A 17,816-nucleotide genomic window follows, 5' to 3' on the forward strand; every position below is an offset into this window, starting at 1 on the left:
GCACAGAGGGTGTGGCGCCCTAGAATCTCGGCTGCACCGGCATGCCCAAACCGAAGAGCGCGATCAGGTCGCGCTGCAGCTCGTTGGTGCCGCCGCCGAAGGTGAGGATGTGAATGCCGCGCAGAAAGGCGCCGATGTAACCGTTGAGCACGGCTTCCGGCGAGCCCGGACGCAACGTGGCGGTGGCGCCGAGGACCTCGAGCAGCAGCCGGCAGGCTTCGAGGTAGAACTCGGTGCCGAACACCTTGATCGTCGAAGCGTGCGCCGGGTTGAGCGGCTGTTGCTGCTCAGCGCCCCAGGCAACCTTGAAGTTCATCAGCCGCAAGAACTCCAGCCGGGCATGGATGCGGGCGAAGTTGAGCTGGACCCACGGCTGATCAATCACGCGCCGCCCGTCGGCCAGCCGGGTTTGCTTGGCCCAGCGCACCACGTCCTCGAAGCGGCCTTCAATCAGACCCGAGCTGCACAGGGTGACGCGCTCGTGATTGAGCTGGTTGGTGATCAGCTTCCAGCCGCCGTTGAGCTTGCCGACGAGGTTGGCGGCGGGGACGCGGACGTCGTCGTAGAAGGTCTGGTTGGTGTTCATGTTGCCCATGTTCTTGATCGGCACCACGCGCACGCCCGGAGCCTCCCTGGGCACGATGATGATGGAAATGCCCCTGTGTTTGGGCGCTTCGGGATCGGTGCGGACGGCCAGCCAGATGTAATCGGCGTCGGTGGCCAGGCTGGTGAAGACCTTCTGGCCGTTGATGACGAAATGGTCGCCGTCTCGCACGGCGCGGGTCTTGAGCGCGGCCAGGTCGGTGCCGGCGTCCGGCTCGGTGTAACCGATGGCGAAGTGGATCTCGCCCTTGAGGATTCGCGGCAGGTAGAACTGCTTCTGCTCCATCGAGCCGAACTGCATAATGGTCGGCGCCACCGAGTTGATCGTCAGCATCGGTACCGGTGCGCCGGCGCGCATGGACTCGTCGAAGAAGATGAACTGCTCGATCGGAGTCATGCCGCGGCCGCCGTACTCGGTCGGCCAGCCGATGCCGAGCCAGCCGTCTTCGCCCATCTGGCGCACGATCTTGCGCGCCGTCGGGCCCACGCCCTCGCCGCGACTGATCTCGACCAGAACCTCGGGCGTAAGCAGGTGCTTGTAATACGCCCGCAATTCCTGGCGCAGGGCTTCGTGCTGCGGGCTGTAGGCCAACTTCATGCAAACCTCCCAGAGCTTGACACAACCGATGGATATCGAGTCACAGAGGCGATTGCGGGCCGTCTGTCAGCGGCCGCACTGACCGCGCTGGCGCAAGAAGTGATCCGCCAACACCAGGCACGCCATCGCCTCCACCACCGGCACCGCACGCGGCAGTACGCAGGGGTCGTGACGGCCTTGCGCCGCCAGTGTGACGGTACGGCCGGCGCGATCGACGGTCTGCTGCGGCAGTCGAATCGTAGCGGTCGGCTTGAACGCTACGCGCAGTACAATGTCCTCGCCGTTGCTGATGCCGCCCTGGATGCCGCCGGAGCGATTGCTGGTGGTGCGCACTCGGCCGTCCGCGACGGTAAACGGGTCGTTGTGTTGGCTGCCGGTAAGCTGGGTACTACCGGCAAACCCGCTGCCGATCTCGAAGCCCTTGGCCGCCGGCAGCGACAGCATGGCACGCGCCAGGTCGGCTTCAAGCTTGTCGAATACCGGCTCGCCGAGCCCGGCAGGAACACGGCGGCAGACGCACTCGACAATGCCGCCGAGGGAATCACCGGCCCGGCGTGCCTCGTCGATACGGGCGATCATGGCGGCCGCCGCTTGCGGCTCGGGGCAACGCACCATGTTGGCTTCCACCGCAGCCCGAGTCACCAGCGCCGAATCAATCTCGGCGGCAATGCTGTGCACCTGGGTTACGTAGGCGAGCACTTCGACGTTGGCCGCGCCCGCCAACAGCTTGCGGGCAATTGCCCCGGCAGCCACGCGGCCGACGGTCTCCCGTGCCGAGGCGCGGCCGCCGCCCTGCCAATTGCGGATGCCGTACTTGGCTTCGTAAGTGTAGTCGGCATGCGACGGGCGATAGGTATCCTTGAATTCCTCGTAGGCTCGGGGCCGGGCATCCTGGTTGCGCACCAAGATGGCAATCGGCGTTCCCAAGGTCTGCCCGTCGAAGACGCCGGACAGGATCTCAGCACGGTCCGGCTCGTCGCGCGGCGTGGTGATCGAGCTTTGCCCCGGCCGGCGCCGGTCGAGGTCGTGCTGAATCTCTTCCACGCTCAGGGCCAAGCGCGGCGGGCAGCCGTCGACCACCACGCCAACACCGCCGCCGTGCGATTCACCGAAGGTCGTGATGCGAAACAGCTGTCCGAACGTCGAGCCCATCGCGGCCTACTTTAGGCCAGCGGGCGCGATGCGACAAGCGCCGGCTCATGCCGTCAATTTACGGTACTTGATCCGGTGTGGCTGATCGGCGGCGGTGCCGAGGCGGCGGTGGCGATCGGCTTCGTAGTCCTGGTAGTTGCCTTCGAACCAGACCACCTGGCTGTCGCCCTCGAAGGCGAGCATGTGGGTGGCGATGCGATCGAGAAACCAGCGGTCGTGGCTGATGACCACGGCGCAGCCGGCGAAGCTCAGCAACGCCTCTTCGAGCGCGCGCAGGGTATCGACATCGAGGTCGTTGGTAGGCTCGTCGAGCAACAACAGGTTGCCGCCGCTCTTGAGCAGCTTGGCGAGGTGGAGGCGGTTGCGCTCACCGCCGGAGAGGTCCTGCACTTTCTTCTGCTGGTCGGGCCCCTTGAAGTTGAAGGAGGCGGCATAGGCACGTGAGTTGACCTCGCGCTTGCCGACCATGATCAGCTCCTTGCCGCCATCGGAGATCTCCTCCCACACGCTGCGCTCGCCGTTGAGGCGGTCGCGAAACTGATCGACGTAGGAGAGCGCCACCGTCTCCCCAATACGCAGCGTGCCGGCATCGGGCTGCTCCTGGCCGGTGATCATACGGAACAGGGTCGTCTTACCGGCGCCGTTCGGACCGATCACACCGACGAGGCCACCGCGCGGGAGCAGGAAGCTGACGTTGTCCATCAGCAGATTATCGCCGTAGGCTTTGCGCACGCCCTTGGCTTCAATGACGAGGTCGCCCAGCCGCGGTCCCGGTGGGATGGCGATCTCGGTTGCGCCTTGGCGCCGGTCGGCGGCTTCGTCCTCGGCGAGCAACTGCTCGTAGTGAGAGAGCCGGGCTTTACCCTTGGCCTGGCGCGCGCGCGGAGCCAGGCGAATCCATTCCAGCTCGCGCTGCAGCGTGCGCTGGCGCGCGGAGGTCTCCTTTTCCTCCTGCGCCAGACGCCTTTCTTTCTGTTCGAGCCACGAGGAGTAATTGCCTTGCCAGGGAATCCCGGCGCCACGATCGAGCTCGAGGATCCAGCCGGCAACGTTGTCGAGGAAGTAACGGTCGTGGGTAATGGCAACGACTGTGCCTTTGTATTCCTGCAGGTGGCGTTCGAGCCACGCCACCGACTCGGCATCCAGGTGGTTGGTCGGCTCATCGAGCAGCAGCAAGTCGGGCTGTTGGAGCAAGACGCGGCACAGCGCCACCCGGCGGCGCTCGCCGCCCGAGAGCGTGGCCACGCTGGTATCGCCGGCGGGGCAGCGCAAGGCGTCCATCGCCACTTCGAGGGTACGGTCCAGCTCCCAAGCGTTGGCGGCGTCGATGGCGTCCTGCAGCCGGCCTTGCTCGGCGAGCCGCTTCTCCATTTCGTCATCGGCCATCGGCTCACCAAGCTGCATGGAAAGATCCTCGAAGCGCGTCAGCAGTGCGCGGGTCGAGGCGGCCCCCTCCTCCACCACCGCGCGCACGCTCTTCGCGGGGTCGAGTTGGGGTTCCTGCGGCAGGTGGCCGACGGTAATGCCGTCGGCAGGAAAGGCTTCACCGGCGAAGTCGCGATCGCCGCCCGCCATGATGCGCAGCAGGGTGCTCTTGCCGGCGCCGTTGGCACCGAGCACACCGATCTTGGCGCCGTGGTAGAACGACAGCCAGATACCCTTGAGTATCTCCTTCCCCTGCGGCGTGACCTTGCGAAGGTCCTTCATAGTGAAGATGAACTGCGCCATACGTGTGTCGAGGTTCCTTTCGCGGGTTGCGTCGAAGGTAGAGGCGCCCAGACGGCTGCACCTCCGCGCTTACGGGCGCAGAGCGATCTTGATCACGCCGTTGCGGCGGTCGCGAAAGAGGTCGTAAGCGGCCACCGTTTCGGACAGCTTCATGTGATGGGTGAACAACGGCCGCAGGTCGACTTTGCGGTAACGCGTCAGGTCCATCAGCCGCCGCAAGCGGTCGGAGCCACCCGGGCACAGCGTCGTCACGAAGCGCCGATGCAAGAACGCGCCGTCAGTCGGAAGCGAAACGGTTGGGAAGGCGCCGTAAACGCCGACACTCGAGACCACGCCGCCGAAGCGGGTGACGCGAAAAGCGTTTTCGAGCGTGACTTGGCTGCCCAAGGCCTCGACCGCAACATCGACGCCCTTGCCACCGCTCAGCCGCATGATCTCGTCGGCCGCGGCGGCCGGTGCCACCACCACGTCGGCTCCCAGTTGCTTGGCGACGGCGACCCGTTCTGCAATCGCTTCCACCGCGATGATGAAGCCGGCGCCGCGCGCACGCGCGGCCGCGGTCACGCACAAGCCCACCGGTCCCTGCGCAAACACCGCCACGCTGTCGCCGAATCGCAGCCCGGCGTTCTCGATGGCGGCGAACCCGGTCGACATGATGTCGGTGGCAAACAGCGCCCCTTCGTCGTCGAGGTCGTCGGGCACCTTGGCCATGTTCAAGGCCGCGCTGTTGACCAAGTAGTACTCGCCTTGGCAGCCGAAGAGGAGATTGAGCGGCGCATTGTAATTTTCGCAGACCTGCTGGTTGCCCTCCTGGCAGCGGGCACAGACGCCGCAGCCGTACAGGCACGAGGCGATGACACGGTCGCCGATGCTGAAGCCGGTAACGCCCTCGCCGGCATCAACCAGCTCGGCCACGGCCTCGTGCCCCATCGGCATGCCCGGCGGAATCGGTAGCTCGTCGACCAGGTGAATGTCGCTGCCGCAGATGGTCGACAAGCGCGTCTTGAGTAGCGCCTGGCCGGGCCCCGGGGTCGGGATCGGCATCCGCTGCATCGCCACCTGTTTGGTATCGGCCTTCACGCACACCAAGTTATCTGCCATTGCTGTTCCTCCCTGCTGAATAGGCTTGTCGCTCAGGCGTAGAACGCCTCGGCGATGCGCTGGTTGTAGGCCAGGACCTTGTCCGGCCCGAGCCCATAGAACGGCACGCACAAGGTGAACGAATCCGCCGCGGCGCCGATGCGTTCGAGGCGCGGACGGATGTCGTCGATGCCGCCGGTGAGGGCGAAGTGGTCCACCATCTCGTCGGGACAGGAACGCAGCATCGCTGCTTGATCCTTGGCGGCGGCGGCCCGGCCGATCGCCCGCGCTGCATCGCCGAAGCCGCACGCGGCGAAATAGCGTTCATACTGCGTGAACGAGGCGTAGAAGGCGACGCTGGCGCGCGCGTCAGCGAGACACTCGCGCTTATCCGGCCCCGGCGCCACGAACAGCCAGATGTTCAAGTCGAACTCGGCGCGCTCGCGCCCGGCGCGGCTCAGCCCCTGCGCCACCGCGGGCGCGACGCGGTCGAGAATCCAGCGCTCACACCATATGGGATGGCCCGGCAAACCGTCGGCCAGTTCCCCGGCCAGGCGGCAGGCCGCCTCGTACACCGCCGGGATGTAGACTGGGATGTCGCTGCGAACGGGCGGCGTCAACGGCTGGAAGCGGTCGAGATTCAGCTGGTAGTACTCGCCCTCCCACTTGCCCAGCTCGCCGGTGTAGCCCTGCCGGATGATCCAGCGGATGACCTGCACGGCCTCGCGCAGGTGCGGAATCGGTTTGCCGTAGTGGACGCCGTGCCAGTCTTCGTTCCACCAGCGCACGGTCGGCCCGATGCCGAGGACGCAGCGCCCGCCGCTGATGAGGTCGAGGTCGAGGGCGGAGCAAGCGGTTTCCAAGGGGCTGCGCGAGAAGGCGTGCACCACCCCGGTGCCGAGCTTGACGCGTGAGGTGACCGCGGCGGCGGTCCCCAAGGGAATGAATCCCGGGCTCCACAACTGCGGCGCCCAGATTCCCTCGAGCCCGAGATCCTCGCACTGCCGCGCCGCCATGCTCAAGATCGCCGCGGGCATCGGCGCCAGCAAGCCCCAGTATCGATGCTTCCTCGGCATGATTGCAGTCCTTTCCTTCTATACGGCGCGCCCGCGCCAGCGGGCTCAAGCGTGGCCGCAGCCGGCGCCGCGCGCTGTAGCACGCTTTCGATCTTGACAACAGATCGCCCTTCCTCGGCATCACCTTGGAGCCCGTGCGCTCACGGCCCCACCTGCGGCTGCCAGCGAGGCGCGATACTGCGGCGGCAGGCGCCCGATGCGGTAGCGGCCGGCGGCGAACTTACCGCGCACGTAAACGCCCGCCGACGCCGCCAGCCGCTTGAGGTACTTGGGCTCCTGCACTAGCAGCCGCACCAGACCCCAGAGGACGTCGGGGCGGCTGTAAAAGATGCGGTAGAGATGATCAAAATAGGTTTCGAGGACCTCTTCGCTCAAGCCGCGCGGGATGAACAGGAAGTTCATCGCGTTCATCTCTTCCCAATCTTCGTCGAACCTCCCGTGCTCGCGAATCGTCGGGTACGCCGGCGTGCCCGGGTAAGGCGTGAACTTGGTGATCTGACAGAGATCGAGTTCGACCTCTTTGAGGAAGGCCGCATCTTCGGCCAGGCTATCGAGCCCCTCACTCAGGTGGCCAACCATCAGGTAGCCCTTGGTGCGAATGCCGGCCGCTCGCGTCAGGCGCAGCGTCTCGCGCATCTTCGGGATGCGGACCTCGCGCTTCACCACGTCGAGCACGCGCTGCGAGCCCGACTCGATCCCGTAAGCAATCTGCCAGCAGCCCGCGCGCTTCATTAGCCTCAGCGTTGCCAAGTCGAGCAGATTGGGGTGGCTGTTGCAGCTCCAGGAAAACTCGAAGCCGTGATCGAGGAACGCCTGGCACAGCTCCACCACGCGCTGCTTGCGCACGGTGAAGAGGTCGTCGAGGAAGATGATGTGACGCACACCGAGCCCAACCAGGTCTCGGCACAAGCCGGCGACGTAATCCACGCCGTGCATGCGGCCCTTCTTGCCCGAGGTCGAGCGGTCGCAAAACGCGCACGAGAACGGGCAGCCGCGCGAGGTAATCAGAGTCGCCACCGGCGTGCGCGGGTAACTGAACAGCGACGGCTGGAAGCGGTGCGGAAAGTCCGGCAGCAGATCCCACGCCGGCGCAGGTAAGGCATCGAGGTCATCGAGGTAGGGCGCGCGCGCATTGGCGCGAATCTGGCCGTCGCACCGATAGACCAGACCCGGCACCTGGTCGACCGCTTGCCCGCGATCGAGGCGGGCGAGCAACTCGAAGAGCGCCACCTCGCCCTCGCCCACCACACCGAAATCAATGGCGGGAAAGGCTGCCAGCGTGCGCTCGGGAATGGCGCTGACGTGCGCGCCGCCGAGAATCGAAATCGCGCTGGGGACAAGCTGCTTGACCTGTTCGGCAATGCGAGCGGCGTTGGTCACGGAGATGGTCGTCGCCGACAGCCCCAAGTAGTCCGGCCGCAGCGCCGCGATCTCTCGGGCCACGTCCTGCGGCGATCGTCCCTGTTCCTTGGCGTCGATCAAGTGAGCGCGGTAGCCGTGCGTGCGCGCCACCGCGGCGAGAATCAACACGCCCATGCCGGGGATGGTCTCCTCGCCCTCGCGCAGCCGATCCATGCTGCGGTCCCAAAAGACATACGGTGGCTCGCACAGGACCAGTGTCTTCGGCCTTGCGCCCGCGCCCATGTGAGCGACGTTAGCCCAGAGCCCAGCGCAGCAGCAAGAGGGTGGCGCAATCTCATCCACCCGCCACCGTCGCCCGACCGCGCCGGGTACTTCAAGCCAGGGCGCGGGCGACGATCAGCTTCTGAATCTGGGTGGTGCCACCGCCGATGGCAAACAGCTTGGCATCGCGGTACCAACGTTCGGCCGGAAACTCGCGGGTGTAGCCGTAGCCGCCGAGCAACTGCACCGCGTTCGAGGTGACACGCTGCACCGCCTCGGCGCTGAAGATCTTGGTGATCGCGGCGGCGACGCCGGCGTCGGCGCCGGCTGCCAGCTGGCGCAATAGATCGCGCGTCAGCGACTTGGTGGCTTGCAGGTCGACGGTCATCTCCGCCAGCAGCTGCTGCACCATCTGGAACTCGATCAGCGCCTGGCCGAACTGCCGCCGCTCGCGGCAATAACGCACGGCCTGTTCGAGCGCGGCCTCGCACAGAGCGCCGCACACCACCCCGACCAGCGCTCGCTCGAAGGCGAACAGCTGCATTACCTGCTTGAACCCTTCGCCTTCGCCGCCCAAGAGGTTGGCGGCCGGTACTCGACAGTCCCGGAAGCTGATCTCAGCCGTGGGCGAGCAGCGGTTGCCGCACTTCTCCAACGGGCGTGAAGCGGAAAAACCCGGCGTGCAGGTCTCGACGATGAGCGTGCTCAGGCCCTTGGCGCCGGCACCGCCGGTGCGCACCAGACACACCAACACCTCGGCCACGGAGCCGTTGGTGATGAACACCTTGCCGCCGTTAACCAGAAAGCAGTCACCCGCCCGCACCGCCGCCGTTCGCAGGGCCGCCACGTCGGAGCCGGCCTCGGGTTCGGTGATGGCGATGCCGGCGAGCGCTTCGGCCGTGACCAGCCGTGGCAGATAGCGCGCCTTCTGCTCCGGGCGGCCATAGGCATCGATCCAGTGCACGGCCAACACGTGCCCCGAGGTCGAGGTGTAGGTGCCGGTGCAAACCTTACCGATCTCCTCCGCCACAATCGCGGCCCCGATGAAGTCGCGCTGGCCGCCGCCGAACTCTTCGCCGGCAATCAGCCCCAGTAGCCCGTGCTGGCCGAGCACCTTGACCACCTCGGCCGGGAAGCGCTGCTCGCGGTCGAGCGCGGCGGCAATCGGCGCCAGGTGCTCCGCCACCAGCGCCCGCGCCGTCGCGCGGATCATCCGATGCTCGTCGGTCTCGGCATAATCAATCGCTTGGAACTTCATCGCGGCCTGAACGTCCCGGCGAATCAATTGAACATCAGCTCAGGGGAGTCGGGGTTCAACCAGCACTTCGGATCGGAGGCGGTGACGTCGCCGCTGTAGGTTTGCGCCGTCGAGCGGCAACCGAAGCAGACGTCGCTGTGCTGGCAGGTGCCGCAGGCGCCCTGCACCTCGAAGTCGTACAGCAACGCACGCTTGTGGCGGTGGAAGATGTCCACCAGCCGCTCCTCAAAGACGTTGCCGTAGCGGGTCTCGCGAAAGAACGCGCATGGCATGACATGGCCCTCGAAGGTCACAAACAGTGTAGTCTTGCAGAAGAACTTGGAGCACTCCATGGTGCCGATCTGCAGCCACTCGCGGCCGCGCAGCTTGGCGCGGTGCTCGGCCACGCGTTTGAGGTCGGCCTTGGTCGGCTCCAGATGCTTATTGCCGTCGCCGAAGCCGTAGGGCTTGAACGGCAACAGGTTGATCCAACCGACGCCGCGCTCGTGGAACCAATCCAGAGTCTGCTCGGCGGTTTTCACCGATTCGCTGGTCAGGCACAGGCAGGCTACGACGCTGGCGTTAGGAAAGCCGGCATCGAGAAGGTTCTGGTATCCCTGCAACTTGAGCGGCAATGTGTCGGCGCGATGATGGACCTTGGCGTAGATCTCGGGATCGATGCTGTCGATGTGAATCCCCACCATGTGGAGGTAGCCACGGCGATGCAGGTCGGCGAGCAATTGCGCCTTGGGTTTGGAGATGATCGAGCTGGTGACCGCGAAGGCATGCAGCTGCATCTCCCCGCCAATCCACTCCATGATCGCCTGGAAGTCCGGATGCAGCAGCGGATCACCGCCGGGCAAGGTGACGTGGCGAACGCCGAGGCTGGCGGCGTCGGTAATCACTTCCTTGATCTTCGCCGCCGGCATGTGGGAGCGATTGGTCACAACCGACGACGAGAAGCAATACGAACACGAGCCGCCGCAGGCGTCGGTGACCTCCAGGTTCAACACCAGCGGCCGCAGCTTAGCCGCGGCGCGCCGGATACCGGCCGACATCTGGAGTTCAAGGAATGGGTCCATGCGGGCTCCTCTAGTGCGAACCGACTGCCGCGAGGGCATCGCCGCGCCCCGCGGCTCAACCTGCCAACCGGGGTCAGCCTACCAACACATTGCCAATTCTGTCCAGCCTTTTGCACGCCCGCCTTCGCCGGTCCCCCTTGCTGCGCGCCGGACAAGGTGATTAGTGAGCGCCGCCGTGGGTGATGCAAGCGGGAGAGTCCCGCAACTCGATATCCTGCGCGGAGTCGCGATCTTGCTCGTGCTCGGGCGCCACCTCGAGTTGGCTGCGCCGAGCGTGGCCGCACCGGTGCGACTGCTCTGCGGGGCGTGGCATCGGATCGGCTGGACCGGCGTGGATCTGTTCTTCGTGCTGAGCGGATTCTTGGTCTCGGGGCTGCTCTTCACCGAGTTCCAACGCCACGGCAGCGTGCAGATCGGGCGCTTCTTGCTGCGCCGCGGTTTCAAGATCTACCCGCCGTTCTACGTTCTGCTGCTGGCGACCGCGTTACTGTGGAGCCGCTGGCCAAGCTTGGCGGCGCCGCTGCCGGCTGACTTCGTCTTCGTGCGTGGGTGGTTGTACGAGGCCCTCTACCTCCAGAACTACGGCCCGGCGATTTGGGGCCACACCTGGTCGCTGGCGATCGAGGAGCACTTCTATTTCCTGTTGGCAGCAGTCGTCGGTCTAAGCTTACGGTGGAGTCGTGGCGGGAGCCGTAATCCGTTCCGAGTCATCGTGCCACTGGCACTCGCCGTCGCCGTGGCTGCGCTTGGATTAAGGATCGCCACCAGCCTGCACAGCGCCTACACGCACAAGACGCATCTGTACCCGACGCATCTGCGGCTCGATTCACTGCTGTGGGGCGTGCTGCTGAGTTACGCTTACCACTTCGAGCGGGAGAAGCTCTTGCGCTTCGCCGCGCGCTGGCGGCGGCTCATGGTGTTGGGGGCGCTGATCTTCGTCGCCCCGGCATTGGTGTGGTCGCTGCCGTCCTCGCCGTTTCTGGCCACCGTCGGGTTGACGACGATTGCGCTCGGGTTCGCTGCCGCCTTGCTCGTGCTCATACACACCGGCGCGCGGCAACCAAGCGGGGCCGCGGCGTCTCGGCTCAGCGCCGCGCTGGCTCAGATCGGCGTCTACTCGTACTCCATCTACCTGTGGCACCTGCCGGTGCAGTGGTGGTTGCCCGAGCTGATGCGGCGTCACGGCGTGCTAGCTCAGGCATCCCCGACCATCGCCTACCTCGCCGTGTCGGTGTTGTACCTGGGCGCCAGCATCGCGGGCGGCATAGCCATGGCCCGCATCGTCGAGCGCCCCTCCTTGCGTTTGCGCGATCGACTGTTGCCGTCGCGCGCCGGCGCGCTGGCCACTGGCTCGACAGCTTGACAAGTACCGCTGCTGTCAGCTTCACCGCTGCCATGGCTGAACCGTTTGCCGAGCTCATCAACCATCTGCGTGAGGTCCACGACCTCAAAGGTGCCCTCTCGCTGTTGCACTGGGATCAAGAGACGCAGCTACCCTCGGGCGCGACCGCCGGCCGCGCACGCCAGATCGGCGCGCTCGCTGCCGTCGTCCACCAGCGCGAAACCGAGCCGCGCTTCTTGGAGCTGGTCGATGCCCTCGCCGCCCAACTCGATCAGCTCGAGTTCGGCCAGCAAGTCGACGTGCGCGAAACCAAGTGGCGCATCGATCGCAAGCGGCGGCTGGACACGGCTTTGGTGCGGGAGCGGGCCACGCTGCGCAGTGAAGCGCACGCTGTCTGGGTGAACGCCCGCAGCAACAATGACTTCACAGCCCTGCGGCCGTACCTCGACCGATTGATCGCGATCGAGCGGCGCGTCGCCGCCGCCATCGACTCCGGGAGGCCGGCCTACGATGTGCTCCTCGAAGGCTTCGAGCCCGGCGCCAGCAGCGCACTACTGGCGCAAGTCTTCAACACTCTGCGCGACGGCTTGCTGCCGCTGATCGCTCGGCTCAACCAGCGCTGCGAGCGCCGCCCGGTTGACGGCCGCGGGTTATGCGGCGCCTTCGGGTTGTCGGCACAGCGGCGCTTCAACCGCATGGTAGCCGAGCGCATCGGCTTCGACTTCGCCCGCGGCCGCCTCGACGAGTCCGCCCACCCGTTCACCACCGAGGTTGGTGACGACGTGCGCATCACCACGCGCCTAAGCAAGAGCGACCTGCGCTACGGGCTGTTCTCGACCCTGCACGAAGTCGGGCACGCGCTCTACGAGCAAGGTCTCGATGCGACCGCGCGCGGCACTCCGCGCGCCACTGCCTGCTCGATGGGTATGCATGAGTCGCAATCGCGGCTGTGGGAGAACCTGGTCGGGCGCAGCGAGGCCTTCTGGCGCTGGTTGCTGCCGTTGGCGGTGCAGGCTTTTCCCGAGCTGCGCCCGCGCCGACCGCGCGCGGTACTGCTGGCGGCTAACGAGGCCCGGCCGTCGTTGATTCGCACCGAGGCCGACGAGCTGACTTACAACCTACACATCATCCTACGCTTCGAGTTGGAGCAGGCGCTGATTGCCGGCGAGCTTGCAGCCGCCGACCTGCCGGCGGCCTGGGAAGAGAAGATGCGTCACTTCCTCGGTGTCACGCCGGCAAGCGATCGCGACGGTGTCTTGCAGGACGTGCACTGGGCCGAGGGGCTGTTCGGGTATTTTCCGACCTATGCGCTCGGCAACCTGTACGCAGCGCAGCTATACGAGGCCGCCCAGCGCGACTTCGGCCGGTTGGAGGAAGGCTTTGCCGCCGGCGATTTCGGCACCCTACGCACATGGCTGGGCGAACGGGTACAGCGGCATGGTCAAAGCTGGCGCGCCCCCGAACTGGTCCGGCGCGTCACCGGCAGCGCGCCCGAGGCGCGGCCGTTGCTGGCGCACCTGACTCGCAAGCTCGAGTGGCTCGAGGCCAACTGAAGGCCTGCGGCCAGCCGGCCGGGTGAGCGGCGCTGCTCGCCCGTGCCGTTGCTTTCCGCTTTCTGCTTGCAGGTGTGCTATGAGGCCGCGGAGCCGATGCAGAACGCCGACCTGATCGTCGAGTCCGAGGTGGCGCCGCCGCACAGTCTGGCCGCGGACCGGCACTTCATGCATGCGGTGCAGCGCGCCTCGCGCACGCGCAACGCCGTGCTGCGGGTCTACACCGTTCCCGGCGACGTGCTGGCACTAGGCCGTTATCATCTGGCTCCCGACACCGGCCCGCGGGATGTCCGCTTGTTGCGCCGGCTCACCGGTGGCCGCGCCCTGCCCTTCGGCGAGGGTTTCATCGGTGTTTCGTTGGTGCTGCCGCACCGCTCGGCGCTCTTTTCCAGCGAGCCTTTTGCGCTGGCGCCGTATCAGGTGATGAACCGCTACGTGCGCGGTATACTTGAAGCCTGCAAGCTCGTGCACATTCCCGCCTTCTACCCTGGGCGCGATTTCGTGACCGTCGACGGGCGCATTCTCGGCATGGTCTCCTTCGAGACCGACGAGCACGGCGCGCTGCTGTTCGAGGCGCTGCTGGCCAACACCCGCGACTTCAGTCTGCTGCCGCAAATGCTCGAAGTGGTTGACCGCGCCGGGGTGATCAAGGCGGAGATGCTCACTCCCGACAGCACCACCTGCCTGGCCCGCGAACTGGGCAGCCGGCTGAGCGTCGTCGAGGTCGCCGAGATGTTGCAGCGCGGCTACGAAAAACAATTCGCCCTCACGCTCGCCCCGCATCGGCTGAACCCGCTCGAGGTGCAGGCCATCGAGGCGCTGGCGGCGCGCGAATTCGAGCCCGAGGCCTGGCTGCAACAACGCCACCCGCGGCCCGACCTCGACCACGCGGTGTCGGCGTGGGTACAACTGGGCGTGTTCGAAGCCCACTTCTCGCTTGAACAGGACCGCTTCATCAAGGAGGTTCAGTTCAACGGCGACTTCATCGCCAACTCGCCGTCGCTAGCGCGTCTCGAACACGAGTTGCGATTGTGCCCAGCAGAGTGGCGAGCCATCGATGCCGTCGCCTCCGAGATCTTCGCCAACCCGGAGCACTTCATCCTCGGCATCGGTAAAGCCCGCGCCATTGCCGACACCATCATGCGGGGGCTGTCCGCGTAGCGCGGCGGCGCTCACGGCTCGGCGAGCAGGCCATCGACCGGTTCGTCGGGCGGGATCGTGCCGGCAAAAGCCGCTGCGGCCTCGGCGCGCAGGCGCTCGGCATCGCCCTCATAGCGGGGCGAGAAGTGGAAGACCTCGAGGCGCTTAACTCGCGCCAGCCGCGCCAGCGTGCCGGCCTGGCGCGCGGTCATGTGGTAGCGGCGTGCCGCCTGCTCGCGATCCTCGTCAACGAAAAGGGATTCGCAAAAGAAGATGTCCGCGCCCGCTGCCAGTGCAGCGATGCGCGTGGCATTGTCCTGACTGAACACGGTATCGGTGACATAGGCGATCGCTTGCCCCGGGGTATCGACGATCAGCCGGTCGCGCAGCTCGGCCAGCGAGAACGAGCGCTGTTGCGCCGTGCCGTTCTCACGCCAGTGCGCCACGATCGCGGTCTGCTCCGGAGCACCACGCCGCAGCGCGTCCTTGAGCGCCGCCAGCCACGGACCCGGCGGAATCCCCAGCCTCTCCAGCTCTTCGGTGCGCAAGTTGAGATGACGGTTCTCGAGCAGCGCAAACCCGAGACACGGGATCCGGTGATCGAGCAGCACACCCGAGACGCTGAATTGCGGTTCCTGCAGCAGGACCGCCGGCCCGCTCGGCAACGCCCGCTCGCCCTCGGCGGCGGGCTCGAACGCGCTTGCGGCCGGCAGGCGTACCCAGCGCAGGCGTTGATCCAGCCCGACCTCGTTGACCGTCAGCACGAACTCGTAGTTGTCGACCAGGTTCCAAGTATAGCCGGCCAGTTTACCGCGCACGTTGGCGATGATGCCCGGGGGCCCGAACAGCTCGAGCCGGATCGGGCGGGCCAAAAACAAGCGCAGCAGATGGTCGAAGCCGATGAAGTGATCGATGTGCGTGTGCGAGACGAACACGTGGGTGACGCGCAGCAGGTCGCCCGCCGGTACGCGCTCGATGCGGCCGAGATCGAAAAGCAGGGCGCGCCCGCGCCAGCGCTGGTGGATATACAGGCCGGGGTCGCCGAACGGCCCGTTGACCAGCCGGGGAACGAATGCGGTCTTCACGCCGCCATCATACGGCAGCGCGCCGCCGGCGCAAACCTCGTAGCGCCAAATCAGCACGGCGGTGCCGATTGACTCGCCCACCGGCGGCCGATAAGCCGCGATCTATGGCAAGCTCGATTGCAGCCATCCAAGCGGCTCTGCACGCGCAGTCAGACGCGGCCGGGATTGATGCTTGGCTGTTCTACGATTTTCGCGGCAGCGATGCCCTTGCCTATCGCGTACTCGGTCTACCGCAGGCGGAACTCACGCGGCGCTGGTTCTACCTAGTGCCGGCCAGCGGTCATCCGCGGGCGCTGGTATCGGCGGTCGAGCCCGAGGCGTTGGCAGACCTGCCGGGCGAGCGGATCGTCTATCGCACGTGGCAGGATCTCCACGACGGCCTGCGCGGCTTGCTGCGCGGCTGTCGCCGAGTGGCGATGCAGTATTCGCCGAACAATGCCATTCCGTACGTCAGCCGGGTCGATGCCGGCACCGTCGAGCTGGTCCGCAGCTGCGGCGTGGAGTTGGTCTCCTCGGCCGACCTCATGCAGCGCTGCGAGGCGGTATGGAGCCCGGCGCAATACGCCAGCCACTGCCGCGCCGCCCGCGGGTTGCGCCAAACGGTCGATGACACCTTCGCCCACATCGCCGCCGCCATCAACGCCGGCACCCAGTCGACCGAGCTGGGCGCGCAAGCATTCATGCTCGATTCTTTTGCTCGCGCAGGCCTGCTCACGAGCAAGCCCCCAATCGTCGCGGTCGACAGCCATAGCGCTAACCCTCACTACCAACCCGAGCCCGCCACCAACGCGGCTATTCGGCGCGGTAGCTTTGTGTTAATCGACCTCTGGGCAAAGGAGCCAGGCGGGGTGTACGCAGACATCACATGGACCGGCTATGCGGGCGAGAGCGTGCCGGATGAATATGCCAACGTGTTCGCGGTGGTGCGCGCGGCCCGCGATGCCGCCGTCATGCTGGTAAGTGAGGCAGCGCGCTCGCAGCGCTCACTCTGCGGCGCAGATGTCGATGAAGCGGCCCGCTCGGTCATTCGCCGCGCCGGCTACGGCGACTACTTCGTCCATCGCACCGGGCATTCGATCGGCGTCGAGGTCCACGGCAACGGCGCCAACATCGACGGCTTCGAGAGCCCCGATCACCGCCGCCTGATTCCCGGCACCTGCTTCTCGATCGAGCCGGGAATCTACCTGCCGGGGCGGTTCGGCGTGCGCAGCGAAGTGGACGTATACCTCTCCGAGCGCGACGCCGAGGTTACCGGCATGCCGGCGCAAACCGCCGTTGTGCCGCTACTCGCTCCGAAGATGAGGGTCGCATGAACGTAGCTCGCCAGCACGCAAATTTCTGGGAACGCATCGCTGCCGGAGCCGCCGTCCTCGTGCTGCTCAGTTGCCTCGGAGTGCTTTTCACCTCGTGTGGTGGTGACGATCTGGTCTTACCGGGCTCGGGCGTCGTGCTGCCGACGGCGACAGAGGCTGAGCCAACGGCGACGCCGTGAAGAGCGACATCCTCATTGAACCCTTCCCTTCCCTGCCCCGACCTGAGACTCGCCCGGGTTATGAACGCGGCACCCGTGCCACGTCTTGTACGACGAATTGAGCGGATTGAGCGGACTCGGATCGCCTCGAAGCCTTCTCCGGCCCGTGAAATGCTTTCCATCCGCTTAATCCGTTGTCAGAAGAGTCCGAGCTTTCGGTGGGTTCGGTGGCAGGGGTCTCGACTCCGCGCCTCCGCGTCTCCGCGGCTCCGCGTGAGTGAACGCCGAGGGTCTCCGTGTTGGAGAAAAGCCAGACCGAGAGCCGGCCCCTCATTGTCGAAGCGTTACATCGTCGCGGGCAAGACGCGAACCGCGAAACCCTACTCACCACAGAGGCCGCCGAGGGCCGCAGAGGCTGACAGGGCTCCGCTTCTCCGCCGATCTTCCCGTTCTCTGCCCGCGCCGTACTGGAGGGAGCCAGCCCCTCGGTGCCGGGGCGCAGTGGCGCCACGGCTGCTGACCATGGTGGTGTAGGCCCTTCGACGCAGCCTAGCGCGGGCATCTTGCCTGCGGTCTTTCCTCCCGGTGGTGCAGGCATCTTGCCTGCGGTTCCTGACCCACCGAAGCCCAAGCTGCTCAGTCCCTCGGTGGCGCAGGCATCTTGCCTGCGGTCCCTGACCCACCCAAACCCAAGCTGCTCGATCAAGTGCGCGACGCCATCCGCCAGTGGCGCAGGTATCCCTGCCTGCGGTCCTTGAGTCTTCCGCACCGAGGCCTGCCTGCCGAAGCCCCGGCGCAGGCAGGAGGCATACGTGCATTGGATCGAGCGCTACATCTTCTTCCACCACAAGCGCCACCCCGCGGAGATGGGCAAGCAGGAGATCACGCAGTTCCTTACCGCGCTGGCCGTCGACCGACACGTCAGCGCCTCGACGCAGAACCAGGCCCCGATGCCGCGCCGGTGCGCACCTGCCCCAACTGCGGCGGGCCGCTGCAAGTGCTGGAACTCCTGCCCCCGCCCGCCGTGATGGTCCACTGAGTCTGGC

The 17,816-nt window shown here is 66.3% G+C and carries 15 protein-coding genes; 6 read left to right on the forward strand and 9 right to left on the reverse strand.

Annotated elements, in window-relative coordinates:
- Nucleotides 1-19 precede the first annotated feature (19 nt).
- The 8 genes from HY699_08525 to HY699_08560 all read right to left on the reverse strand — a co-directional run bounded on the left by HY699_08525 (nucleotide 20) and on the right by HY699_08560 (nucleotide 10,179).
- Complete coding sequence (locus tag HY699_08525) at nucleotides 20-1,201, reverse strand: acyl-CoA dehydrogenase family protein (GenBank protein MBI4515844.1); 1,182 nt, start codon at nucleotides 1,199-1,201, stop codon at nucleotides 20-22.
- 66 nt (nucleotides 1,202-1,267) lie between these two features.
- The gene (gene aroC / locus HY699_08530; protein ID MBI4515845.1) at nucleotides 1,268-2,353 is read right to left on the reverse strand and encodes a chorismate synthase; all 1,086 of its coding nucleotides are present in this window, start codon (nucleotides 2,351-2,353) and stop codon (nucleotides 1,268-1,270) included.
- A gap of 45 nt (nucleotides 2,354-2,398) precedes the next feature.
- Complete coding sequence (ettA, locus tag HY699_08535) at nucleotides 2,399-4,081, reverse strand: energy-dependent translational throttle protein EttA (protein MBI4515846.1); 1,683 nt, start codon at nucleotides 4,079-4,081, stop codon at nucleotides 2,399-2,401.
- Nucleotides 4,082-4,150: 69 nt separating this feature from the next.
- The gene (locus HY699_08540; GenBank protein MBI4515847.1) at nucleotides 4,151-5,182 is read right to left on the reverse strand and encodes an alcohol dehydrogenase catalytic domain-containing protein; all 1,032 of its coding nucleotides are present in this window, start codon (nucleotides 5,180-5,182) and stop codon (nucleotides 4,151-4,153) included.
- Between the two features lie 32 nt (nucleotides 5,183-5,214).
- Nucleotides 5,215-6,237 carry an LLM class flavin-dependent oxidoreductase gene (locus tag HY699_08545; GenBank protein ID MBI4515848.1) on the reverse strand — a complete coding sequence of 341 codons (1,023 nt, stop codon included), beginning with the start codon at nucleotides 6,235-6,237 and terminating at the stop codon, nucleotides 5,215-5,217.
- 120 nt (nucleotides 6,238-6,357) lie between these two features.
- A complete protein-coding gene (locus tag HY699_08550) occupies nucleotides 6,358-7,812 on the reverse strand; it encodes a cobalamin B12-binding domain-containing protein (GenBank protein ID MBI4515849.1) in 1,455 nt (484 codons plus the stop codon).
- A gap of 160 nt (nucleotides 7,813-7,972) precedes the next feature.
- Nucleotides 7,973-9,118, reverse strand: a complete 1,146-nt coding sequence (locus HY699_08555; protein MBI4515850.1) for an acyl-CoA dehydrogenase family protein — start codon at nucleotides 9,116-9,118, stop codon at nucleotides 7,973-7,975.
- 23 nt (nucleotides 9,119-9,141) lie between these two features.
- Nucleotides 9,142-10,179, reverse strand: coding sequence for a radical SAM protein (locus tag HY699_08560; protein ID MBI4515851.1), 1,038 nt, complete (start codon nucleotides 10,177-10,179; stop codon nucleotides 9,142-9,144).
- 175 nt (nucleotides 10,180-10,354) lie between these two features.
- On the opposite strand from HY699_08560, the gene HY699_08565 reads away from it, so the two are divergent.
- From HY699_08565 to HY699_08575, 3 genes are all read left to right on the forward strand, one after another.
- A complete protein-coding gene (locus tag HY699_08565; protein ID MBI4515852.1) occupies nucleotides 10,355-11,542 on the forward strand; it encodes an acyltransferase in 1,188 nt (395 codons plus the stop codon).
- A gap of 32 nt (nucleotides 11,543-11,574) precedes the next feature.
- Nucleotides 11,575-13,074, forward strand: coding sequence for a carboxypeptidase M32 (locus HY699_08570; protein MBI4515853.1), 1,500 nt, complete (start codon nucleotides 11,575-11,577; stop codon nucleotides 13,072-13,074).
- Between the two features lie 96 nt (nucleotides 13,075-13,170).
- Nucleotides 13,171-14,235, forward strand: a complete 1,065-nt coding sequence (locus tag HY699_08575; protein ID MBI4515854.1) for a lipoate--protein ligase family protein — start codon at nucleotides 13,171-13,173, stop codon at nucleotides 14,233-14,235.
- A gap of 11 nt (nucleotides 14,236-14,246) precedes the next feature.
- On the opposite strand, the gene HY699_08580 is transcribed toward HY699_08575, so the two are convergent.
- Nucleotides 14,247-15,299 (reverse strand): ribonuclease Z, encoded by a 1,053-nt coding sequence (locus HY699_08580; protein ID MBI4515855.1) that lies wholly within the window; start codon nucleotides 15,297-15,299, stop codon nucleotides 14,247-14,249.
- A 104-nt stretch (nucleotides 15,300-15,403) separates the two neighbouring features.
- Between HY699_08580 and HY699_08585 the strand changes: the two genes are divergently transcribed.
- The 3 genes from HY699_08585 to HY699_08595 all read left to right on the forward strand — a co-directional run bounded on the left by HY699_08585 (nucleotide 15,404) and on the right by HY699_08595 (nucleotide 17,798).
- Entirely contained in the window at nucleotides 15,404-16,612 is a 1,209-nt protein-coding gene (locus HY699_08585; protein MBI4515856.1) for a M24 family metallopeptidase, read from the forward strand.
- The gene (locus HY699_08590) at nucleotides 16,609-16,791 is read left to right on the forward strand and encodes a hypothetical protein (GenBank protein MBI4515857.1); all 183 of its coding nucleotides are present in this window, start codon (nucleotides 16,609-16,611) and stop codon (nucleotides 16,789-16,791) included. Before HY699_08585 ends, HY699_08590 begins: the two co-directional genes overlap by 4 nt.
- A 758-nt stretch (nucleotides 16,792-17,549) precedes the next feature.
- A complete protein-coding gene (locus HY699_08595; protein ID MBI4515858.1) occupies nucleotides 17,550-17,798 on the forward strand; it encodes a phage integrase N-terminal SAM-like domain-containing protein in 249 nt (82 codons plus the stop codon).
- The last annotated feature ends 18 nt before the right edge of the window (nucleotides 17,799-17,816 follow it).

The organism is Deltaproteobacteria bacterium, from assembly GCA_016210005.1.
Classification (GTDB): Bacteria; Desulfobacterota; Binatia; order HRBIN30; family JACQVA1; genus JACQVA1.